General features: G+C 35.5%; 22 protein-coding genes. 6 read left to right on the plus strand and 16 right to left on the minus strand.

The genetic code is table 11. The features are described from left to right. Window positions 1–12: 12 nt before the first annotated feature. From J3U59_RS07545 to fdrA, 6 genes are all read right to left on the minus strand, one after another. Window positions 13–795 (minus strand): basic amino acid ABC transporter substrate-binding protein, encoded by a 783-nt coding sequence (locus tag J3U59_RS07545; RefSeq protein ID WP_267332994.1) that lies wholly within the window; start codon window positions 793–795, stop codon window positions 13–15. A gap of 355 nt (window positions 796–1,150) precedes the next feature. Next, a complete protein-coding gene (locus J3U59_RS07550; RefSeq protein WP_267332995.1) occupies window positions 1,151–2,386 on the minus strand; it encodes a pyridoxal-phosphate-dependent aminotransferase family protein in 1,236 nt (411 codons plus the stop codon). 55 nt (window positions 2,387–2,441) lie between these two features. After that, on the minus strand, window positions 2,442–3,365 hold the full coding sequence (gene allS, locus J3U59_RS07555; RefSeq protein ID WP_267332996.1) for an HTH-type transcriptional activator AllS: 924 nt from the start codon (window positions 3,363–3,365) through the stop codon (window positions 2,442–2,444). A gap of 3 nt (window positions 3,366–3,368) precedes the next feature. Next, complete coding sequence (locus J3U59_RS07560) at window positions 3,369–4,322, minus strand: DUF2877 domain-containing protein (RefSeq protein ID WP_267332997.1); 954 nt, start codon at window positions 4,320–4,322, stop codon at window positions 3,369–3,371. A gap of 3 nt (window positions 4,323–4,325) precedes the next feature. Continuing rightward, complete coding sequence (locus J3U59_RS07565; RefSeq protein WP_267332998.1) at window positions 4,326–5,582, minus strand: DUF1116 domain-containing protein; 1,257 nt, start codon at window positions 5,580–5,582, stop codon at window positions 4,326–4,328. Window positions 5,583–5,596: 14 nt separating this feature from the next. Further along, window positions 5,597–7,264 (minus strand): acyl-CoA synthetase FdrA, encoded by a 1,668-nt coding sequence (fdrA, locus tag J3U59_RS07570; protein ID WP_267332999.1) that lies wholly within the window; start codon window positions 7,262–7,264, stop codon window positions 5,597–5,599. 482 nt (window positions 7,265–7,746) lie between these two features. Between fdrA and allC the strand changes: the two genes are divergently transcribed. The 6 genes from allC (at window position 7,747) to asnA (ending at window position 15,655) form a co-directional block, all read left to right on the plus strand. Beyond that, window positions 7,747–8,973, plus strand: coding sequence for an allantoate deiminase (gene allC, locus J3U59_RS07575; RefSeq protein WP_267333000.1), 1,227 nt, complete (start codon window positions 7,747–7,749; stop codon window positions 8,971–8,973). 12 nt (window positions 8,974–8,985) lie between these two features. Continuing rightward, window positions 8,986–10,233: an MFS transporter gene (locus J3U59_RS07580; RefSeq protein ID WP_267333001.1), complete on the plus strand. Its 1,248-nt coding sequence runs from the start codon at window positions 8,986–8,988 to the stop codon at window positions 10,231–10,233. 137 nt (window positions 10,234–10,370) lie between these two features. After that, window positions 10,371–11,150, plus strand: coding sequence for a (S)-ureidoglycine aminohydrolase (gene allE / locus J3U59_RS07585; protein WP_267333002.1), 780 nt, complete (start codon window positions 10,371–10,373; stop codon window positions 11,148–11,150). A 283-nt stretch (window positions 11,151–11,433) separates the two neighbouring features. Then, window positions 11,434–12,336: a carbamate kinase gene (locus J3U59_RS07590; protein ID WP_267333003.1), complete on the plus strand. Its 903-nt coding sequence runs from the start codon at window positions 11,434–11,436 to the stop codon at window positions 12,334–12,336. A gap of 41 nt (window positions 12,337–12,377) precedes the next feature. Then, window positions 12,378–13,427, plus strand: a complete 1,050-nt coding sequence (gene allD / locus J3U59_RS07595; protein ID WP_065634163.1) for an ureidoglycolate dehydrogenase — start codon at window positions 12,378–12,380, stop codon at window positions 13,425–13,427. Window positions 13,428–14,662: 1,235 nt separating this feature from the next. Then, window positions 14,663–15,655: an aspartate--ammonia ligase gene (asnA, locus tag J3U59_RS07600; RefSeq protein ID WP_267333004.1), complete on the plus strand. Its 993-nt coding sequence runs from the start codon at window positions 14,663–14,665 to the stop codon at window positions 15,653–15,655. 46 nt (window positions 15,656–15,701) lie between these two features. Here the strand turns inward: asnA and tenA are convergent, their stop codons facing one another. The 10 genes from tenA to J3U59_RS07650 all read right to left on the minus strand — a co-directional run bounded on the left by tenA (window position 15,702) and on the right by J3U59_RS07650 (window position 24,694). Continuing rightward, window positions 15,702–16,364 carry a thiaminase II gene (tenA, locus tag J3U59_RS07605; protein WP_267333005.1) on the minus strand — a complete coding sequence of 221 codons (663 nt, stop codon included), beginning with the start codon at window positions 16,362–16,364 and terminating at the stop codon, window positions 15,702–15,704. Between the two features lie 238 nt (window positions 16,365–16,602). Beyond that, a complete protein-coding gene (locus tag J3U59_RS07610; protein WP_267333006.1) occupies window positions 16,603–17,013 on the minus strand; it encodes a DUF1161 domain-containing protein in 411 nt (136 codons plus the stop codon). A 152-nt stretch (window positions 17,014–17,165) separates the two neighbouring features. Beyond that, window positions 17,166–17,390, minus strand: a complete 225-nt coding sequence (locus J3U59_RS07615; protein ID WP_065634167.1) for a hypothetical protein — start codon at window positions 17,388–17,390, stop codon at window positions 17,166–17,168. A gap of 473 nt (window positions 17,391–17,863) precedes the next feature. Continuing rightward, window positions 17,864–18,127 carry a SemiSWEET family transporter gene (locus tag J3U59_RS07620; RefSeq protein ID WP_081297501.1) on the minus strand — a complete coding sequence of 88 codons (264 nt, stop codon included), beginning with the start codon at window positions 18,125–18,127 and terminating at the stop codon, window positions 17,864–17,866. A gap of 816 nt (window positions 18,128–18,943) precedes the next feature. Beyond that, a complete protein-coding gene (locus J3U59_RS07625; protein WP_267333007.1) occupies window positions 18,944–20,302 on the minus strand; it encodes an FAD-binding oxidoreductase in 1,359 nt (452 codons plus the stop codon). Window positions 20,303–20,313: 11 nt separating this feature from the next. Further along, window positions 20,314–20,985 carry a methionine ABC transporter permease gene (locus J3U59_RS07630; RefSeq protein ID WP_369126354.1) on the minus strand — a complete coding sequence of 224 codons (672 nt, stop codon included), beginning with the start codon at window positions 20,983–20,985 and terminating at the stop codon, window positions 20,314–20,316. After that, complete coding sequence (locus J3U59_RS07635; protein WP_267333008.1) at window positions 20,985–22,004, minus strand: methionine ABC transporter ATP-binding protein; 1,020 nt, start codon at window positions 22,002–22,004, stop codon at window positions 20,985–20,987. The genes J3U59_RS07630 and J3U59_RS07635 overlap by 1 nt, the downstream gene beginning before the upstream one ends. Window positions 22,005–22,006: 2 nt before the next feature. After that, window positions 22,007–22,825: a MetQ/NlpA family ABC transporter substrate-binding protein gene (locus tag J3U59_RS07640; RefSeq protein WP_065634051.1), complete on the minus strand. Its 819-nt coding sequence runs from the start codon at window positions 22,823–22,825 to the stop codon at window positions 22,007–22,009. After that, window positions 22,810–23,985, minus strand: coding sequence for a pyridoxal phosphate-dependent aminotransferase (locus tag J3U59_RS07645; protein ID WP_267333009.1), 1,176 nt, complete (start codon window positions 23,983–23,985; stop codon window positions 22,810–22,812). The genes J3U59_RS07640 and J3U59_RS07645 overlap by 16 nt, the downstream gene beginning before the upstream one ends. 259 nt (window positions 23,986–24,244) lie before the next feature. Then, the gene (locus J3U59_RS07650) at window positions 24,245–24,694 is read right to left on the minus strand and encodes a pyridoxamine 5'-phosphate oxidase family protein (protein WP_267333010.1); all 450 of its coding nucleotides are present in this window, start codon (window positions 24,692–24,694) and stop codon (window positions 24,245–24,247) included.

Here is a 24,694-nt window from a genome sequence, read left to right on the forward strand (position 1 = left end):
AAAAAATCCACATTATTCTTTATCGGTTAAAGGTAACGTTGGAACATTATTATCAAACCATTTTGAATAAATGTTGGCATAAGTGCCATTATCGATAATTTTTTTCAGTCCTTGGTTAATCATATTGCGCAATTTATCATTACCTTTTGCAACAGCAATACCAAAATATTGCGGCTCAAAATTTTGATCTGAAATCAGATTAAACTCTTTACCAGGATGCATTTTGATATAAAACTTAACAACACCAACATCGCCAATAGCAGCATTAATGCCTTCTTCATATAATTCTTGCAGTAACAAAGGTGTGTTATCAAAACGTTTAATTGACGTACTGTTTTTTCCTAATACTTTAGATACAACCACATCAGCTGTACTACCATTAACAACACCAACAGTATGAGAGCTCAAATCAGCGATAGATGTGATTTTCGACCCTTTTTGAGTCACAATAACTTGCTCAGCAGGAAAATAAGGTAAAGAAAAATCAACAGAATTTTTACGTTTTTCGGTAATGGTAATACCTGAAATGATAATATCGCGTTCACCATTATCTAAGGTAGCAAAAATACCTTCCCATGGTGTATTAATTAATTTAATTTTAAAATGTTGAACATCTGCAATGGCTTTAATTAAATCGATATCAAACCCTTCAAGTTGTTTTGCGCTATTTTCGTACTCAAATGGTCGATATGTACCGCCCGCTCCGACTACATAAGTTGGCTCATCTGCATACGAAAAACTGGTTGTTAATAAAATGACAATACTAAAAATGAGTGAAAAAAAAGATTTGATCATTGTTTATCCTGCCTTGAAATAAATGGGGAAAAATATAATAACTTTTGAACAAAATATTGCAACACTATATTAGAGCGTATTAACAAATAACGTTAATAGTTATAATAGAGTACTGCGTTTTTTTACTGATTAATCACAATCACTAGCAAAAAATTTTCTAGCACAACCAACGCTTTGGTAATGCATTACAACTACATTAAATCAATTAATAATAATTTAAAAACATGATGTGATTAACATTTTGTTTTAATGATTTATTTTGACTACTGTTAAACTCATTTTTTAGTATTAAATAAAGTAGAGCTAAACATAAAAAAGCTCACAAATGTGAGCTTATTATTATACTATTGATTGATTAATGATTCTGATAGATATCCCAAGCAGCCTGTAATCCAGCACCTTGGGTTGTTTTAAAGCCTACACGGTTTAAGACAGCTTCAAATGCAGTTAACGTTTGCATTACACATTGCTTTCTAGCGTTATATCCCATAGTACCAATACGCCATACATTACCTTTAAGTGGACCAAAAGATGCGCCAATTTCAATGCCAAAATCATTTAACATGAGGTTTCGGACTTCTAGATCATTAATATGTTCTGGTTTTTTAACCCCAACCACATTATTCATTTTATGAGAAATATCACCAAATAGCTCAAGTCCCATAGCTTGTAATCCTGCAACCATTGCCGCACCATTAACACGGTGACGCTCAATAACATTGTCTAATCCTTCTTGTAAAACAATGCGTGCACATTCTCGGGCAGCATAAAGCATCGATGTTGCTTCAGTATGATGATTGATACGTTCAGCCCCCCAATAACGGATGATCATGTCAATATCGAAATAGTTAGAATAAATAATTTCGTCACTACCACTGCTATCGCCATCTGCTCGAATACCCAATTCCACACATTTACGTGCTTGAATGATATCAACCATTTGTGGACTTAACGTTAAGGGTGCAACACCAGGAGGGCCACTAAGACATTTTTGTAAGCTGACCGAAACACCATCTAACTGCCATTTATCGACTTCAAGTTCATTACCAACAATAGATGCAGTGGCATCAACATAAGATAATACGCCATGCCGACGACAAATTTCACCAATCTTATCTAATGGTTGCAACAATGTCGTTGAGGTATCACCTTGTACGCAAAGTAATAAGCGAGGTTTGATTTTTTTAATGGCATCTTCAATCACATTTGGATCAAAAACTTCACCCCATGGGACTTCAATGGTATGCACCTCTGCTCGGCAACGGTGAGCTATTTCACAAAGTAATAAACCGAAACGACCAAAAACAGGCACTAAAACTTTATCACCAGGACGAATGGTAGAAACAAGCACCGCTTCAATACCTGCACGAGCGGTACCATCAATAACAAATGTTTGCTCATTTTTAGTTTTGAAAATTTCTCGATAAAGTTCCATGGTTTGATTCATATAATCAGTCATAACAGGATCAAATTGACCAATTAATGGAGCAGCCATTGCTCTTGTCACGCGTGGATCTGCGTTAATTGGACCAGGACCCATAAGTAACCGCGTAGGCGGATTAATTTGATCATATTTGTTTAGGTCTAACATTTATTTTTTCCTTTGTTTATATTTAATTATTTCAATAATCACACGGCATAGTGATTTATCGTTTTTTATCAATATTTTTTAAAAAATTATTTGCTAAAGGATGATGAAATTTGAATAAATTAACAATTTCACTCATAACCTTTCCCATATGTGCTTTTTTCCAAGCTAGTGATAATGGAGAGGGTTTTCGTTCGTTAACCACTTGGCAAGCAATTAAATCGCCTGAATCTAAATAGGGTTGGCAAATCGATTTTGGTAAAAATCCAATGCCAAGACCTTTTAAATGACAAGCTAATTTGGTCGAAATATTCGGTACAATAATTTCTGATTGACTCGGTAATAACCAAGCTACGCGTTTATTCATATGTACTGAAGTATCTTCAACGTTAATGGCTGGGAATTTTCGTAATGATTCATTAGATAATGGCCCCTCAATTTGTGTTACCGGATGATTTTTAGCGGCAACAAAAATCCAACTTACTTCGCCTAATGGAAAAATATTGATCATATTATCTAGCGATTCAGTACCGGTAGCACCAATCGCAAGATGGCATTCGCCATGCAATAATGAATCCCAAACCCCCATATAAACTTGGCGAGTAAAGTTAAAATTGGTAAAAGGGAATTTCTCTTTTAAATGGGCCAACAATTCTGTTACGGCTTCAACATCATATAATAAATTATTAATTGTTACATTGACTTTACGCTCAACACCATCACGGATTTGCTGGAGCTCATCGGGCATGGTCGATAACCAAAGCAACCATTGACTACAATGTTCATAAAGATGTTGACCTGCCAAGGTAAGCGAAACCGATCGCGTGGTCCGTTCAAATAATTGGGTATTTAAGTCAGTTTCTAATGATTTAATGCGATAACTAATTGCTGCTGGCGTTTTATAAAGTAATTTAGCCGCCTTTGAAAAACTATTACATTCAACGACTTTGGTAAATGTTCGCATTGTTTCAGTATCTAACATGATTCAATCCTCTAAAATAAAACGATCAATGCCTAACCACATACCAAGTAAAAGATCAGCGCCAGAGGTATGACCATAATTTAATAATTTATTTATTGATGAATGATCTAACCTATTTTGCTTAAGCGCCTTAACCATCTGTAGTACTAATAACGAAAACTTACCTTCTAATGCATAATTGAGAAAAGATGCACTAATTAACGTTGTCAAAGAATTTAAAGATAACGCTGACAAGCCATGCTTTAGTTGACTTAATTTACCGACAAAACGAACATCGCTTGAAATGACCGCGAGAATCCCCACTAAAATATCATCCATACTAGGTGTTAAACCTGGACCTAAACCGATAAATGGTGTAATGTCAACAACTTGTCCATCCATCAATTGTTTAATTTTACCACACAATAAATCAAGTTGCGGTGGCGATTTATCAATAATATTATCTTTCAAATTGCCAAACAATCCGGTCGGATAATCGACGTGTTGTAATAGCTGTACAATAGACTGTTTATTGAAACTCAGCTTTTCATCACGTTTGATTTGCAAATGACATTTATGAGTATGATTCATGATTAAAATATCACCGCAAATCAAATCACCATTCATGAGTTGATCTATTTTGAATTCATTGTTTAATAAAACCGATTTAATATAATCAAAATCTTCAGATTTAAGCACCCACCCCATTGGTGATATGCCACTTGCATATCGATGAAGCGTAATTAACTGCTGATGCGTATTAATTAAATTAATCGTGTGCTGATGTAAACTAAATAACGATAAAGCACCTTCGATTGTTGGCGCATGCGCACTAACAAGCAAAGGCTTAATTTTATGTAAGTAATTTTGATTCGATAACATGCAGCTATACCGATTATTCAGCGTAAAACTCGAGTTTAATAAGCAATTATCAATATGTTGATTTAATCGATTGCCATTAGCATGCATAATGTTCATAAATTATACTTCGAGCTTTTTAGCCAGTGCTTCTAGTGCTTTTTCAAAACAAGCTAACGGTGCACGCACTGTTCCTGCGCCAATTTGACCAACACCTGCCTTTTTATGAGCAATACCGGTATTGATTAATGGTGTGATTCCTGTTTCAACAATTCGGCGTATATCTAATGCCATACAGCAGCCCTGAAAATTCCAAGATGGTATTTGAAATAGCATGTTATGTTCTAAAAATATTTCGCTCATCTCTTCTGATACTTCATACGCAACATCAGCACCACCAGCACCAACAAATCGCGTAACACCTGGCGCAGCAACCATTGCGGCGCCTCCAATACCAAAAGTTTCAGTTATAGCACTGTCACCAATATCGGGATTAGCATCTTGCTGTGAATAACCGGTAAAAAATAGTCCTTGAGGTGTATTTACTGGAGCGGTAAACCACTGATCACCAAGACCACTAACTTTAATACCAAAATCTTTACCATTACGTGTCATCGCTGTAACAATAGTACCAGCTTGAATCTGGGCGGCACTATCCATTACGGATTTACAAAATGCCATTGCTAAATTCAAGAAAAATTGATCTGTGACACTTAAAAAATCAAAGATTTTTGCCATCTCTTCTTGACTACGTTTAAGTACAGCTAATTTTGGTGACAATGTACGTAATAATAATGCAGAAGCGGCAATATTACGTTGGTGAAATTCATCTCCCATAGTAATGGCTTGCGCCATCAATGCAGTTAAATCAATGCCTTTATCAAATAGTTTAAGTGCATCATTTAATGCTGGACCTAATGATTCTTTCATCCAACGATGACGATTTAAGACTTCTTCACCATAAGCACCAAAGCGCATGACTTTACCAATGCCTTCGTTCAAATTACAGTATGCTCGGTTACCATGAGTAACATTCTCAACAACAACCATTGGCATATTAGCAGAGGTAATTCCGCCCATTGGACCAACGGCATTGACTGAATGACAAGGAATAAATTCTACTTTACCTGACTGTAATAACTGTAAAGCTTCATTTTCGTCTTTCGCCCAACCTTCAAATAAACAGGCACCAATACAAGCACCTTGCATTGGTCCTGTCATATCAGTCCAAACAATAGGTGGGCCAGCATGCAATAATTTTTGTCCTTGTGCTAACGTTGGTACCGCTTCTTTTGCTGCAACTACGCCAATCCAATGAGGCCTAGCCGCTTTAATTCGTTCAATAATAGCTTGATTTGCTTCATTTATTGATGTATTCATATTGTCAAAACCTCTTAATTTAATTTCTTCAAAATAGCCGCTAATTTTTGATTACCACCCGCTACTGGTGCCCATTGATAATGCACAACAGGCACATTCGATGCTTGAAGATCGTCAGCAAAGCCTCTAAGACCTGCATTAATCACACTAATATGATCAAGTAATGGGTACTGTTTTAACGAACGTATTTGCTTTAATGGTGAAATGAGTTTTTTTGCCAATAAAATTGCTTCCGGTAAATTGTCCATTACCACAATATTGGCAGCTTTTAAGGCATCAATCTGCTTGCTACGGCATTGTGGATCTTGCTCAGAACCGGTTACAGTAACAATGGCAATTAAAGGATTATCAGCAGCACGTTTAGCACACGCTTTTTGATAACCAGTAATAATGGATTCGGCAGGGTTAGTATTAGCGCCATAGCCAATAACCAAATCCAATAATAGAACACCAACACTTGTGTTATCACCTAACTGACAAATTTCTTGTTCACGAATTGAAGGATCAATCATTGGATGTGGGCGACCTACAGTATAAAAATCATCACCAAGATCAATTATCTTATGACCATTTTGCGCTAACATGATGCCTTTATCATGATTTTTGCTAACCGCTAAGCCAAGCTCGTGAGCAAGTAACATCGCCGCTTCTGAAGCTAATGTGCCGCCAGTATATAAACCTAAAATAGAACGATGTTCCGCATGACTTAATTGAGTTGCACTTGCTTCTACTTTAGCTAATAAACATGATAATCGCGCCGCTTCATCCAACGTTCTGGCAAAATAAATGTTTTCATCTTGTGGTTTATCTATGTTAGAACCTAAAAATATTGCAACAATTGGCTTGTTAATCAACTTCATGGCAGAAATCACTTTTTTACGCACACTTTCTGCTGGTGGCTTAGAAATAAACGTGATCACCTGTGTTGCCTGATCCGCAGCTAGCATATCTAACGCAGTTAACGCACTAATGCCACCGACTTCTTGAGATAAATCCCGCCCACCCAAACCAATAGCTTGAGTAATCCCTTGATTTAATAAGGCAATTTGTGAAATAACTTCTTGAATACCTGTTCCAGATGCACCAATTACACCAATATTTCCCTTTGGAATGACATTGGCAAAAGCTAAAGGTGCACCAGCAATAATGGCAGTACCGCAATCGGGTCCCATTACAATCAAATCTTTTTCTGACGCTTTGGTTTTCAAGCGAATTTCATCATCAAGTGAGACATTATCCGAAAATATCATCACATTTTTATTATCATCCAAAGCTTGTTCAGCCAACCCAGCAGCATACTCACCGGCTATAGAAATAAGCACCAAATTAGCATCAGGCAATTTTTGATTAGCGCTAGCAAAACGTCTTGCTTTAAGTAATTTACGCCCACCTTGCTGTTGCTGCGCAATATTTTTTAACGCATCTTCCAATTGTTCACTAATCAACGCCACCACATTACAAGAATTATCATGGGTTTTAATGGCCACACAAATATCATTGGGTGTTGCTTCATTAAACATATCATCCCAAAAACCGGTTGCAGTAAGCAGCGATTTATTGGCTGGGGTACCCATCATGACGGAAACTTCATCAACTTCGTCAAGATTACTGAGTTTTTTTGAAATTAGCATTAAACTAACTGAATCTTGAAAGCTGCCTTTTTTTATAAAAGATTGAATCATGAGATTTGGCCTTTCAGTTATGAAAAAATTAAGTTCTGTTTAGATATAGACAATACTCACTTATTACTTATTGAGATACTTTCATAGACGGGAATGATTGATTTTACAGGTGGCATCCTGTTACCCGTTTTTGATAATTCTGATTGATAACAATAAATAGTATGACACTATCACATCTAATTTACAGATTGTATTTATATATTACGTAAAAAATAGTGAATAAATAGGTTGGATGTCACAAATTGACGATTAATCATAAAAAATAAAACATATTAAAATCAGTAACATAAATGATTATTAAAAAATTTTTTATAATACCAATTCATTAATTTAATTAAATTTTAAAAAAATAAAAAAGCTAGTTTGATCACATTATTATTTGCTATTAATAGTATGGTAGATGACAAATTCACTTTTAATGTGTTTCATTATATATAAAGACACTTAATGACAGTAACAAGTTGAACAACAGGTAAATACACATGAATATCTTATATGATGATGTTGCTAACGCAGTAGACTGGATATCTAGCTTTGGCGGATTAAAACAAGGTGGTACAACGCGCCTACTCTATAGCGCCGAATGGCTCGCTGCCCAAAATGCACTGAAACAAAGAATGACCGAAATTGGCATGCATAGCTATTTTGACGACATTGGAAATTTATATGGACGATTTGAAGGCAGTAAATACAAAAATGAAGTTATCATGTCAGGTTCACATGTTGATACTGTAGTAAACGGTGGAAAACTTGATGGACAGTTAGGCATTATAGCGGCTTTACTAGCAATGCAATACCTGAAAGAAAACTATGGTCAACCACTACGCACATTAGAGTTAATCTCGATGGCAGAAGAAGAAGGTAGCCGTTTTCCTTACGTTTTTTGGGGCAGTAAAAATGTATTTGCTATTGCTAATCATCACGATGTCGAAACAATACAAGACAGCGAAGGCATAAAATTTGTTGATGCCATGCAAACATGTGGATTTAAATTCAATACTCAACCTGCACGCGACAATATTAAAGCGTTTTTAGAAATTCATATTGAACAAGGTGGCGTTCTAGAAAAAGAACAAAAAAGTATTGGTGTTGTAACCAGTATTGTAGGTCAACGACGTTATAACATTCGATTAATTGGTGAAGCCAATCACGCCGGTACAACGCCTATGGGATATCGTAAAGATGCGGTGTATGCATTTAGTCGAATCTGTAATGAATCAATCAACAAAGCAATCAAAGTTGGTGATCCACTTGTGCTTACTTTTGGTCACGTAGAACCCAAACCAAATGTCGTCAATGTTGTACCTGGTGAAGTATTATTCACTATGGATTGTCGTCATACGAATAAAGCCCAATTAGTTCAATTCACCGAAGAAATCGAAGCTGATATGCTGCGTATCGCCAACGAACTTGGTCTTGAAATCGACATAAATCGCTGGATGGATGAAGATCCGATCCCGATGGATAACAAGCTAATCAAAATGTTAGAAGCGATATGTAAAGAAGAAAAACTCAGTTATCGGGTAATGCACAGTGGTGCGGGTCATGATTCACAAATATTTGCGCCACGTGTACCTACAGCAATGTTATTTGTGCCAAGCATTAAAGGTATTAGTCACAATCCTGCTGAAGATACAGACACAAAAGATTTAGTAGAAGGCATTAAAGCACTCACGCACGCCCTATATAAATTAGCTTATCAAGAATAATAAGGAATTAACATGACCATAATAGAAAAAACGGGTGGAATTAAATACTGGCATAAAATCGTTGTATTATTATGCCTAGGTTGGACAGTTATGTGGATTTATCGCCCAGTATTAACCGCGATTTTTCCAGAAGTTCAACAAACTATAGGACCACAATCCAATACTGCTCTTGGACTCATTGCCAGTTGTTACTTCTTTGCCTACACCGCAATGCAAATACCCGCAGGTATGTTAGTTGATAAGTTTGGTAAAAAAGCGGTAGTTATCCCCGGCTTTTTACTCTTCACCATTGCTGCGTTAATGATCGGTAATGCTCATTCAATCACAATGATCTATATTGGTAGTTTGCTTGCTGGTTTAGGCTGTGGTTCTTATTATGGTTCGGCATGGTCACTTTCAGCTGAAAATATTCCGTCAGAGCACCGAGGCTTTGCATCAGCAATTATCAATACCGGCTCGGCTTTAGGTATGGGGATTAGTTTGTTAGCAACAAGCTTTTTAGTCAAATCATTAGGCATGCCATGGCAATACATGTTATACATAATTGCTGCATTGCTACTTTGTTTAGTTGCGGGTTTTGCAATTATTATTAAAGAACAACCGAAAATTAAACAAGCAAAACAACATGAAAATACCGCTAACACACGCTCTGTTGATCAAGTAGAATCACAAACACATAGCTTTTTTAGTAGTCAGATGGTTGCATCATATATCATGTATTTTGCCACATGCTATGGTTATTATATGATTGTCAGTTGGTTACCTAACTTTCTTGAAACAGAACGTGGTTTTACTGGTGGTAGCATTGGCTCTGCGTCTTCTTTAGTTGCATTTGCAGCTATTCCTGGGGCATTAATCATCAGTAAAATTTCTGATAAATACAGAAATAAACGCCTATTATTTATCATTGCACTTGAACTAATCGCCGCAGCAACATTACTAACTACAGTGCAATCAGCAACGATTACTTTCTTACTCGCTGGATTAGTTTTTTACGGTTTATTTGGTAAATTAACTGTAGAACCAATTCTGATTTCACATGTTGCCGAAACTGCCCCTAAAACCAATTATGGCACTTCGTTTGGCGTATTTAACTTTTTTGGTATGAGCTCGTCTGTTATCGCGCCACCATTAACTGGTTATTTAGCAGATTTTACCGGCACCAAAATTACCGGATTCTATGTGGCAATTGCTATTTTAATTGTTGCAACCGTGCTGTTCTTCCTTCTTAACATGCATAAAAGCGCAAATAACAATTAATAATCTGTGCCGATCATTATATTTATGATCGGCAACACACATTTTTCTAAACTAAGCTGTTTTTAATGGCGCGCTATTGTATTACCTAAAAAATAGTCAGCCGAAGTAAAAAATCAATATGTTCCAAGGAGATAATTATGGGATATATCAACAACAACACAGGTTACCCAAAAGACTTATTAGCATCAAGAGCAATTATTAAACGACAAAATTACGCGCTCATTCCGCCTGATGGATTGGTAAAAAATATCATTCCTGGTTTTGATAATTGTGACATCACCATTTTATCAACCCCTAAATTGGGCGCGTCATTTGTTGATTATTTAGTCACCATGCATAAAGATGGCAAAAACCTACAAGGATTTGGTGGTAAAGATCTTGAAGTTTTTGTCTATGTTATTCAAGGCGAAATAACCGCTAAAGCTGATCAACAACCGTTTCATTTACAAACAGGCGGCTATCTTTACTGTCCTTGCGGAGTAAAACTTTATTTACAAAATATGACCAGCTCATCTCGCCTATTCTTGTACAAAAGACGTTATACCCCGCTTGATGGATACCAAGCTCGGGTTGTTTCGAACCATGTTATCAATCTGGAAAATATTCATTATGAGAATATGGATAATGTATTTGTACAAGACTTATTACCAAAAGAACTTGGCTTTGATATGAATTTTCATATTTTAACTTTCCAACCAGGCGCAAGTCATGGCTATATTGAAACTCATGTTCAGGAACATGGCGCGTATTTACTCAGTGGTGAAGGTATGTACTTGCTTGACAATGAGTGGATACCGGTCAAAAAAGATGACTATATTTTTATGGGCGCTTATGCATTGCAAGCTTGTTATGCCGTGGGTAAAGAGCCATTAAGTTATATTTATTCAAAAGATTGCCATCGTGATGTCGAAATTTAAAGCAGCGTACTATTTTGTTTCTGAAGCCAAATCGGTGAGCTGAGTTAAGCAACTACAGTTACCAAAACAATATCGATAGACGAATAAAGCGAATCTATGAATGACTAAGTAGGTAAATACATCATTAAAAACCAGGTCACTTTCTTATTCGGACAGTGACAAAAAAAGCGGTATTACCGCATTTAATTAGCTAAATATTAACAAGAAAACACAGTGAATGGCGAGTAAATGTGTTAATACTTTAAAACAATAAGCAATTTTAATAAATGATCAAGGATATCATATGGAACTGATTGTTATTGCATTAGGCGGCAATGCAATTTCTAAACGAAATGAACCACTATCAATAGAGAATCAATATCGAAACATTGATGCTACAACCCAGCTTATCGCAAAACTAGCGGGAAAATATCATTTAGTGATTGTGCATGGCAACGGCCCACAAGTAGGTTTATTAGCACTACAAAATGCGGCTTATACACAGGTTGCTGCCTACCCACTCGATATTCTGGTTTCCCAAACGCAAGGTATGCTCGGGTATATGATAGGTCGCAGTTTACAGCAACACGAACATGTTAAACATGTTGTCACCGTGCTGACCCAAGTTGAAGTTGATCCCAACGACCCTGCTTTTAAAGATCCTACCAAGTATATAGGACCAGTATATCAACCAGCGCAACAGCAACAGTTACAAACACAATATGGATGGCAATTTAAACAAGATGGACAGTATTTACGTCGGGTAGTGCCGTCCCCCAAACCGCAAAAAATCCTCGAAATCGATGCTATCAAACAATTACTTAACCAAGACACTATTGTCATTTGTAATGGCGGTGGCGGTATACCTGTCATTAAAAATCAACTTGGTTATCAAGGTATAGAAGCGGTTATCGACAAAGATCACAGTGCAGCGCAACTTGCCATACAATTAAAAGCCGATCACTTAATGATTTTAACTGATGCTGATGCGGTATATGAAAATTGGGGAACCCCACAACAAACGCCATTACATCATGTTAATACAGAACGATTAAAACCGCTTGCAATTGATGATGGTGCTATTGGTCCTAAAGTCAAATCTGTCATTGAATTTGTTGAAAAAACCAGTAACAAGGCATACATCGGTAATCTAACGGATATAGAGTCTTTATTAGCGGGTACTAAAGGTACAATCATTACAAAATAAGATAACCAAACAGGTAAAACATATATTTAAGGGAGTTTACGATGCGAGTTGACAAAAAAACATTACATGATCTAATCGCGAATAAAATGCATAAAGCCGGTTTAAGTCAGGAACATGCAAACATCGCTGCCGATGCATTAGCTTTTGCTGATGCCCGAGGCATTCATTCGCATGGTGCCGTAAGGGTTGAATATTATGCAGAACGTATTGCGAAAGGTGGCATGACCGTTAATCCTAACATCACTTATAAAGAAACAGGCCCAGCGAGCGCCATTCTCGATTTTGATAATGGCTGTGGTTTGGTTGCTGCCAAAGTTGGCATGGATAAAGCCATTGAAATGGCGAAGAAGAATGGTGTCGCGGTCGTCGGTATACGCCGTATGTCACACAGTGGATCACTGTGTTACTTTACCGAAATGGCTGCTGCACAAAATTTAGTTGCCATTTCAATGTGTCAATCAGATCCAATGGCTGTACCCTATGGTGGAGCCGAAGAATTTTTTGGTACCAATCCAATTGCATTTGCAGCCCCAACAGCCGATGAGCGAGTTGTATCATTTGATATGGCAACTACAGTGCAAGCTTGGGGTAAAGTACTTTATGCACGATCCAAAGGCGCTCCTATTCCGCCAACATGGGCCGTTGATGAGCACGGTGAACCAACCACCGATCCTCATAAAGTCAATGCTTTATTACCGATTGCTGACGCAAAAGGTTATGGTTTGATGATGATGGTTGATATCTTATCGGGGATATTACTAGGCTTGCCTTTTGGTAAAAATGTCTCGTCAATGTATGCAGACCTATCCAAAGGACGCGATCTTGGGCATTTACATATTGTCATTAACCCAGAATATTTTATCGGCCTTGAAATATTCAAACAAACTATGTCTTCGATGCTCGATCAATTAAAAAATGTCAAACCCGCTAAAGGCAATAGCCAAGTATTCTTTCCTGGTGAACGAGGCAAAAAACGTGAAGCAGACTACCTAAAAAATGGTATCGAAATTGTCGATGATATTTATAACTATTTAATTAGTGATGACATCCACTACAACCGGTATGATCATAAAAATAAATTTGCGGAGTAAACACAAATTTCTGACATAGGTAAGTAAAATCCTGTTCGCATACGAACATCATTGCTTATTCATGGTTGATACCGGCTTTACAGGTGTCAACCAAAACAAATATTAAAAGCTTAGTTCTATCGCTTTATAAACAAATTAAAGCCAACTATCAGCAGTAATGATTAACAGAAAACCTACTGGTATTAATTTACTAATCAATAGCAATATATCACGAATAAAATATAGATTGGCAAAATATCACAATTTCAAGACCAAACATGAATTCTGACTATACGGCAGTGAACATATCAGTGATGGCTATTTTTCATTTTATTTTTTTCTAAACTACCTATACGGCAGTGAACTAAAATGCACGCTCGTAATCGTCTTGCTCCTTTTTCTAAACTGCCTATACGGCAGTGAACTTTCAACCGGTACGGGTGTTTTAAAACAAAAATTTCTAAACTGCCTATACGGCAGTGAACTAGAAGCTAAACCACTATAACTGTTGTTGGCAGAAAGGTAAATGATGTTTTGCTACTAAAAAACCCTTTTTTTTATGTGATTTGTAATGTATTGATTTTATTATTTTTTATATTTGGTAAAAAAAAAGGGTTGGTAAAAGGGTTAGTCGTATACGCGTTAGCATTCAATTGTGAGTTTATAAACAGCTTTGTCGAAGTTTTTAGGCAAAAGATCCAACTTGATACTCAAATATAAATTCGTCATGAGAATTGCTATTTAGCAATGCTGACAGGTTTAATTAGCTTGTAATCTACGATATAAAAAATGACTGATGGTATATAAAATAAGTTATACACGCCGAGCATTGATATTTAGCATTATCCAAGAAACAATTGTGCAATTGTCATCAGTTGATTATATAAAAAATAACAGGTATCAATCCCCTTGGAGGGATGATTTCAACGTTTATTATCCTGATAATATCATTAAATAATAATTAATTTGAAATAAAATATCCGTTTTTACAGATAGTTACCTTAAACTGATCAACATCCTAGTTTCATCGATTTGGTTGCTGACTTAAAAATGCAACCCACTAAATTGTTCAATTTTTGTCTTAATGTTCTTTTTAATCAGCAATTAACACAAAATAGATAACAATTATAATAATCAATAAAGTTGAGAGACAAACTCATCGCTATTTGTATCTATTTTTACCGTATTGAAACTTGCATATTTCTATTTTCTAGTTTAATTTACATACACAAATTGACAATAATTAGAGAGTAAACATGACGATATCATTCCAAGAACAACAACAACGAATAAGCTTTGTGAAACATTTTTTTGCTGATAAGTTAGCCGAAAATTTATCCCTGATTGAAGTGCAAGCACCATTATTAAGTCAAGTTGGTGATGGAATTCAAGATAATTTATCTGGTACCGAAAAAGCAGTTCAGGTTAAAGTTAAAACGATTGCTAATGCACAATTTGAAGTCGTTCACTCTTTAGCTAAATGGAAGCGTAAAGTATTAACTGATCACCATTTTGCTGAGGGTGAAGGTTTATATACTAATATGAAAGCGTTACGACCGGATGAAGATCAGCTTTCACCAATTCATTCCGTATTTGTCGATCAATGGGATTGGGAAAAAGTAATAAGTCCAAAAGATCGTACTCTTACTTACCTAAAGCAAACTGTTGAAAAGATCTATTCAGCGATTAAAGCAACAGAAAAAGCCGTATCAGAAAAATATCACCTTTCACGCTTTTTGCCGGAATCCATTACATTTATGGATAGTGAACAACTGTTAAAACGTTACCCTAACTTATCGCCAAAAGAGCGTGAAAATGCAATTACTAAAGAACTGGGGGCTGTATTTTTAATTGGTATAGGCGGCTATTTATCTAATAACGAAAAACACGATGCCCGTGCACCCGATTATGATGATTGGAGTAGTGATAATGAAATGGGTTCTAAAGGCTTGAATGGTGATATTTTAGTTTGGAATCCAGCATTAAATAGTGCATTTGAAATTTCATCAATGGGCATTCGTGTTGATCCTGAAGCATTGAAACGTCAACTTAAGATCACTCATGATGAATCTCGATTACAATTAGCTTGGCATCAAGCATTAGTCAATGGTGAGTTATTACAAACTATTGGTGGTGGTATTGGACAATCTCGATTAGTCATGTTGTTGTTACAACTAAAACATATTGGACAAGTACAAGCAAGTGTTTGGGATGAAAAAACCAAACAAAGTTACTCGAATTTGCTATAACCTTATTACATCATACTTTGCCATCATTGGTGAAGTATGATAATTATTAACAGCTTTTTTCTAATCCCATCTGCCAAAAACCAGCTTCAAGCTGGGTTGCCGTTTTAAAAATGGTTTTTAACTGTTCAAAACGTTCTGACTTGATGTTAGATAAATTATCATTAATCCAATTGATTTCATTTTGCACTGCTTTTTGAAATTCATCACCACAATACATGTCGATCCAACTTGTATAAGGATTATTTTCTGCATTATACCAAGACTGGGCTGTTATCCAATTTGCAATCATGCCATAACCAATCAAGCATGGCGCTAAAACAATATGTAAGTCAAGAATATCACCTTTTAAGCCTACATCTAAAACATAATCGGTGTAAGCCATGTTAGCTTTGGCTCCAACTAAATGGGTTAATTCTGATTCAGTGATATGCCATTGTTTACAATAACGAATATGTAAATCCAGTTCTACTTCAACAATAGCTTTAAGGCTATGTAATGCTTGCTTGATTTCTAAAAGATTACGGCTTTTATAAACGGCAAGTCCCCAAACCCGCGAAAAGTTAACCAAAAATAGATAATCTTGCTTTAAATAGTGTTGAAAACAAGACTTATCTAAGGTTCCTTTACCAAGTTGTTCGATAAACTCATGCTGTATATAACTATTCCAATCTGTCTGGCATGAATCAATAAGGGAATAAAATGAAAACATAAAATACTATCACTTAAACAATCAATTTATAAAGGCATAAAACTGATTTTACCTAATAAACACGTGTTTTACGCCTTTTGTCGACATTAAGCAAATCAGATTCAATGGGTATAATTTGAGCCCAAAGCATATTGGATTAATGAGCAGCGTCGAAAAATAAATTAAACAACTTAATTAACAAAAACTCGCTTTGGATATTGAATGTTTAATTCTAATCGACGCTTTATTATCAACATTACTAGTTAGTGGTTGATTCTGATGTTTGGTTAGGACTTGTTTGGTTTTCCGTTTTTTGTTGTTCACTAGAATCAACTGGCGCTGTCGTAGTTGGAGCTACTGTTTCTGCTTTTGGTTGCTCAGGTTGAGACTTTGTATCAACTGCTTTTTTATCTGTGCTTTTTGCAGCTTTGCTAGCAGAATCATAACGTACATAGACAATATTTTGTTGTCCACGATCACAAGACCCCACAATTTGCCCTTCAATTTGTTGTTGAGATTCATTTGATGAAACGAGTTTCAATTGAAATTGAGAGGCTTCAACACCATTATTTTTAATTTTTTCTGCGATATTAGCGCTGATCTCATCACAGTTGGATGCACTAGCTATCATTGGTAGACTAACGAATAAAACAAAGGCTAACTTTTTCATATTATTTCCTTTTTTATAAATGATATTTTATCGAATGCATTATAAAACTATTGGTTAATCTGTCTATAGTGTTTTTGATAAAGATAAAAAAATATTTTTATTAAAATAATAGGAACGTTAGCCCGCCTAAAACGCAGTAAACTCACGCAATTTTAATGGTGTTTATCTTCTAATGATTTTAACTTATTGATGATCCATGATCGAATATTAGCTAGTTCTGTTTCGCTCAAGCTATTAACAAAATCTCGTTTTTCATGTAACGTTTTTCGATCATCTTCAGTTAAAACCACCCCATCTAAATTTAACAATACTTCTTTTCGATAAACTGAATAAATGAAGTCTTTTATTAACTCATCTGAAAGATTAATTTCTGTCATAATATTTCCTTCCTTTATCACGATTTTTACCCAGCAAAACGATCATCTTGCCAGATTTGTGGTACGACTTTGCTAATACAACGTTTCTAATTAAACCACTAACATTTATCAAAAATTTTTTGAAGTTGAAATCCAGATAAAAAATCGAATTAATCGCTTTTACTATAATAGTATATAAACGACATGACAATGAACAAATTTTGCACAGTGATAAAACCATTAAAAGGGGATAACTAGCAAATTATTCACTGTACTATTTGATAAGTATTTAACAAACCTGTTGATAACTTCGTATTGTATTGATTTATTTAATCTTATTGCTAAGGTTAAATATTAACCTGCTGCTGTATTAATTTCAAACTTTATTAAAATATGCATTCAACATAATCAACGACAGCACAATTAAGAGAAAAAAGGAGAGAAAACTACAGGAATTGAGATCGATTTCACTGTAGTTTAATCAATAATGCGATTTATAAAGCGGTGAAAAAAGCCATTAAGCCAAAAATGACACCCGGTGAATTGGCAATAGCAATTGGCCAATCTTTCTTTTCACGCAATAAACCATAGCAAACCCATAACGAACAGTTTATTGCTGCAGCCAATGGTTGAGTGGGATTAGATTTGTAACCATGAAGATTATCAATGATTTGTGGAATATAAGAAACATACATACCAAGTGAAGCGATAGTAGCAATTACGCCCAAATAATGAAACGCTTTAGGTGAAAGATTCAAGACCTACCTCCCTACTGAGTCGAAAAATAAGGGATTCAACTCTAGCATAGATCCCTTAAAAATTGTACTCATAAACTTGATCCCGAATGTTAATTATTGATAAAGGATTTAACAAGATTTTGCATTCATGACGCCCAGCATCACAAGTTAATACCTTCTAATAAAAAGAGTAATGTATACTACCGAGGTTGATTGTTTAATGTAGGCCAAATAACATATTAAAATTATCAATTTATAAAACAAGCGAAAGACTAAACTCAAAAATACTTTATTTAATCATACAGATAAAAAATATACCGCAATGGGTAAAAGGAGGATTCAGAACCTAAAAATGATAACAGGCGCAACTCATCTAACCCAGATAAATCTGGCATAACCTTTAATCCCATCTTTTAAATGGAATTTTAAAAACTATAACCGCCTACACGGCGTTAAACCTTCGTCACTTAAAACGCGCTCAAGCGCAACATTTCTAAACCACCTACACGGCGTTAAACGGACTAAAGGTGATAATTCCGAAATGTATATTTTTCTAAACCACCTACACGGCGTTAAACTAGAAACCGATACACTATAACGCTTGTTAGGTAAAAGATAAATGTTTGTTTTAGGCTTAAAAACCCTTTTTTTACATTAAAATTTAACCTATTGATTATAAACAAGTTTAAATTATAGTAAAAAAAAGGGTTTTGTTATGATGTTTATTGAGCGTGTAAAGTTACCCTATTTTTATGAGCAAACCTTTGCTTTAGGTAATAACAAAAAGCCTTTGATTATCATCAAAGACTTTTCAGTTAATTACAAATAAAAAAACATCTAAATTTGCAAAATATAAACCTGATTATTAAGAATATTTTTACGATCAAACTGCTGTTTAATTGCTTGCATTAATTGGCGATTATCTTCTGGTATGGCCTGCTTAAAATAGTTAACTTTAGCAGTACCAATTCCATGTTCAGCAGAAGGAAGCCCGCCTAATTGATGACATTTTAGATACAAAGCACAATGGACTTGTTCTAGTAAGCGTTGCCATTGCGTTTGCTCTCTACCATCGCGTAATAGACATAAATGGATATTGCCATCACCAGCATGTCCAAAAGCTAACATTCTTACACCGGTTTTCGCTTCTAATTGTTTGGTGTAATGAATAAAATCAGCAATTTTATTAATGGGTACAACAATATCAATAGGATCTTGCTCTGTCACCGCTTCAACAGCGCGAACAAGCGACCCGCGCACTGCCCAAATTTGACTAGCTTGTTCTACTGTTTCTGCAATAAAATGTTCACAATCAGTCAAATTAGCCAATAGTTGCTGACGCTGTTGTAATATAGTTTGATGATCAGCACCATCTAACATAATAATAAGATAGGCTTGTGCATTGGGTAATGGAAATTGAAAACCTGAATATCTTTCACCCCACTGCGCAACCTGACGTTCTACAAACTCCAATGCTGTGGGTGTTAACGTTTGTAATATAGTTGTGATATTTGCTATAGCTAAATCAATACTTTTAAAACCAATAATTAAGGTTTCGAAAGCTTTTGGTTTAGCAATTAACTTTAAAGTGCATTGCGTAATAATACCCAGTGTCCCTTCACTGCCAATAAAGAGATGTTTTAACGAAAGCCCAGTATTATCTTTAACATTTTTACTGCCAAAATTTAAAACGCTGCCATCAGCCATAACCACTTCTATTGCTTGCACATAATCACGGGTCACGCCATATTTAACCGCACGCATGCCACCAGCATTAGTACTTATATTACCGCCAATAGTGGCATTTTTTGCACCAGGATCGGGCGGATAAAACAGGTCTTGCTTTTCAACCCATTGTTGTAAATCCTGTAATAAAATGCCTGGCTGGACAGTAATTGTGAATGTCTCTTTATCCAGTTCAACAATATTGTTCATTAAAGATAAATCAATAATAATGCCACCATTAGGAATGGTTGAACCCACCAAATTCGTACCCGCACCACGCGTTGTAATATTGATCCCTTTTGAATAGGCATATTGAACTATTTGTGAAACTTCCGCTGTTGTTACTGGATAAACCAGTAGTTCGGCTTGTCCATATTTCAATTGCAGTCCATCACTTAAGTGAGATTTTGGAATATTGTTTTGATAAATGATTCGGTTAGGATCTTTAATAATAGTTGTAATTGTATTCATGTTAATACCGATTATTTATAGCTGCGATCAAAGTGATTAGCTAATTTATCCCCTAAAAATTGAATTAACATCACAATAAAAATCAGAATGATAATACATAAAATCAGGATTTCTGTGACATAACGTTGATAGCCGTAACGAATGGCTAAATCACCTATTCCACCACCGCCAACCACACCGGCCATTGAGCTAAAGCTAATGAGCGAAATTGTCGTTACCGTTGCATGGCGAATTAATTGTGCCATCGCTTCAGGAAATAGTATTCCAATAATTATGCGAATATGTGATGCTCCGCTCGCTACTGCCGCCTCAATCACACCTTTATCTATTTGGCTAAACGCATTTTCAGCTAACCTTGCATAAAAAGCGATAGCCGCTAACGACAAAGGAAAGATAACCGCTTTTGGTCCAACAGTCGTGCCAACAAATAAAGCACCTAAAGGTAACACCGTCACCATTAAAATCAAAAAAGGAATTGAACGAGTCGCATTAATGATAAAGTTAGCAATACTATTCATTACTCTGTTTTTGAAAAAAAACGGATTAGACATCAAAAACAGCAACAGCCCGATTATTGTGCCAAATAAAATACCAGCAAGCAGTGACCAACTGACCATAATAAAAGTCTCGTAAGCGGCTTGCCATAACATTTGTGCCATTTCAGCAAGGGTGAGTTTTATCATTAATTTATTTCCTCAATAATCACACCTTGATTGTGTAACTTTGCAATAAGATTTAAGATATCATCCGGATCACCAATTAACTCTATCACTAAATTGCCTAGCGCTTGCTCGTTAAAATACTCGATAAAGCCATGCAAAATATTGAAAGCGACGCCTGTTTCAAGCGCTGATTGATATAAAATAGGTTGCGTAGTATTTTCATTAATATAGCGTAGTCTAACCAGTTTGCCTTTAGCATTTTGTCTAATTCGATCGGGAAGATGGGTATTTTCATCAATATTAAGAAAGTTTTGGGTAAAGCGTTGTTTTGGACAAGCAAATAAATTAAATGTGTTATTCATCTCAACAATTTCACCTTGCGACATTACCGCAACCCGATGACAAATCTTTTTTACCACATCAATTTCATGGGTAATAAGAACTATAGTTAAACCAAATTTTTCATTGAGTTGTTTAAGTAAATCCAAAATAGCACTGGTTGTGGTTGGATCTAAAGCACTGGTCGCTTCATCACATAGCAATATTTTCGCTTCATTCGCTAAGGCCCTTGCAATACCGACTCGCTGCTTTTGCCCACCACTAAGCTCGGCAGGATAAGCATAAGCTTTATCGCTCAACCCTACCAATGTCAGAAGCTCTTTCACTCGGTTTTTTACTGCATCACCCTTTTTGCCAGCAGCCTTAAGAACAAAGGCAATATTTTCATAAACGGTTTTTGAACAAGCAAGGTTAAAATTTTGGAAAATCATACCTACCTGAAAACGAAAGGCCTGTAAATGGCGGCCTTTCAAAGTGCTAATATCAACACCATCGATAATAACTTGCCCTGACGACGGTATGGCGAGTCGATTAAGCGTTCTTACCAATGTACTCTTACCTGCACCGCTTGAGCCAATAATGCCAAAAATTTCGCCTTGATTGACATCAAATGAAACATTTTTGACAGCTTCAACTATTTGGCCTTTTGCCTCAAAGCGCACCGATACATTTTTTACTTGGATTAAAGGTGTATGTTGCATAATTAAAATAATTGATAGTCAGGTTTTTGGAAAGTATAAAAAATACCATTTTTATCTTCGATCACTTGCGCAAATTCAGGTGATTTAAGTACATCAATAATGTCTTTACCTAAAGTATCTTTAGATGAGCTTCGAATGGCAATAACATTTTTTAGATCTTTATCTAATACTTCGGTATAAAGTGCTTTAGACAAATCTAAACCGGCACCAATAGCATAGTTACCATTGACAACCGACAATACCGCACTATCTAACGATCTAGGTGTTTGCGGTGCTTCAATTGGAACAATATTTAAACCATAAGGATTTTCAATAATGTTATTAGGAGTAAGATTATTTTTATCCACAGTTGGATCAAGTTTAATAAGACCTGCGGCTTGCAAGATTCTTAATGCTCGTGCTTCATTAGTGACATCATTGGCAATAGTGACTTGATCACCTTTTTTTAATTGAGAAAAATCAGTAATTTTATTAGAAAAAATACCCGCACCAGCGGTAGGCACAAAGCCAATTGCGATAATATCTAAATTGCGTGCCTGTTTAAAATTATTCAAATAAGTGAGATGTTGAAATAAATTAGCATCAATTTCTTTATTCGCTAACGCCAAATTAGGTTGTACATAATCACTAAACTCCCGAATTTCAACACTATAACCTTTCTTTTCTAGCCCTGGTGCAATCGCTTGTTTAAACATATCACCATAAGGTCCGGCAGCAACACCGACAACAATATGATTCTCTTTTTTAGTATCATCACAACCGGTCAGCAAAGTGAATGTTGATAAAATAGCAAAACTTAATGCAATTAATTTTTTAAACATAATAATTTTTCCTTAAATTTGGATAATCTTTGTAAAGCTGCAATCAGCGTTTGTTCTTGTTTAGCAAAATGAAAACGAATATATCGATACTCAGGATGTTTGAAAAATGCCGATCCCGGTACAGCCGCTACGCCTACTTCTTTAATTAACCATTCACAAAATTCAAAATCAGTTTTAAATGGGTTAAAGGCCGAAATATCAACCAAGACATAATAGGCGCCTTGAGGTTCATAATAAGATAGACCTATTTTATCTAACCCTTGCAAAAACAGTTGACGTTTTTCAGTATAGATTTGAGTTAATTGTTGATAATAATCATCACCCAATGATAAGCCAGCACAAGCGGCTTTTTGTAATGGTGCAGCGGCGCCAACAGTTAAAAAGTCATGGATCATTTTACAGCCATCAATGATAGTTTTATCTGCAATAATATAACCTAGGCGCCAACCTGTAATCGAATACGTTTTTGATAATGAACTACAACTAATAGTGCGCTCTTTCATGCCGGGAAAACTAGCTAAATAAAGGTGCTTGTGCGGGGCATAAACCATATGTTCATACACTTCATCAGTAATAACATAAGCATCAAACTCGATGACTAATTGACTGATATAGTCAAGTTCTGCTTTGGTAAAAACTTTACCGCATGGATTACTCGGATTACATAAAATTAAGGCTTTCGCACCTTGTTCAAACGCTTGCCTAAGCTGCTTTTTATCAAACTCAAATGTTGGTGGAATGAGTGGTACATATATTGGCGTTGCATCAGATAAAATCGCATCAGCACCATAATTTTCATAAAAAGGCGAAAAGATGATAACTTTGTCTTTAGGATTACAAATTGTCATAACTGCACACATCATTGCTTCTGTACTTCCACAGGTTACAAGGACGTTTTCATCGGGGTTTATATCAATGTTCATCAATTTTTGCTGCTTTTTAGCCAGTAACTGTCTAAATTCTTTTGAACCCCAAGTAATTTCATATTGGTGAGGACCTTGCTCAGCAGCCTGTTTAAGCGCTTGTATCAATTCTTTTGGTGGATCAAAATCAGGAAATCCTTGTGATAAATTGATAGCTTGATATTCATTCGCAATTCGGGTCATCCGGCGGATAACTGAATCAGAAAAGTGGTCGAGTCGATCGGCTAATTTACGCATTTATGTTAGTGATGAAAAAAATTAAGGTGTGCAAGTATAATACAAAATAGTATTTTTCTCGTTAAATAATATATTTATATATATTTATAATTTTTTTTTATAACAAGGTTAATTTTTAATGATTGCCAATCAATTTACTTGAAAGCTGTGAATTTGAGTTATTGGATAAGAATAGTGATTCAATAACTCAATTTGAACGAATTGAATGGACATAAAAACGGCTAAAATTAAAAATTTGAACCACCTGACGGTAAAAAGATTAGTTTCTTGTCCAAATATCTTTATGCGCAAAACCAAGTAAATTATTGGTCATTTTAATGTACTGTAATTCCAGTGACCAAATCGGCGCTTTCATTAATTTAGCGAATGGAAAAGCTTGATAATACAGTGAATAAGCATGCATAGCTTGTTGATCACTTAGCTGTTTTGCTATTGCAACAAACTGTATACCTTGAATTTGAACAACAGTTTTGGGCGCGATACTAATTGTACCTGCTACCTGTGGCTGATTGAGCATTGCATTAGCATGCTGAGTTTTTAGCTCAGTGAGAAAATATAAATTCATCAAATCTTGATCAAATACATAAAAGGTATTACATGCCCAAGGTTGATTATTCGATAAAATCACACATAGCGAAAGCACATGTTGTTTTTTGATAAATTCAATGATTTTATGATTAGGTTGCCTACAAAATTTGTTGCTCGTCAT

The organism is Gilliamella sp. B3783, from assembly GCF_026536125.1.
In the GTDB taxonomy this organism is placed as follows: domain Bacteria; phylum Pseudomonadota; class Gammaproteobacteria; order Enterobacterales; family Orbaceae; genus Gilliamella.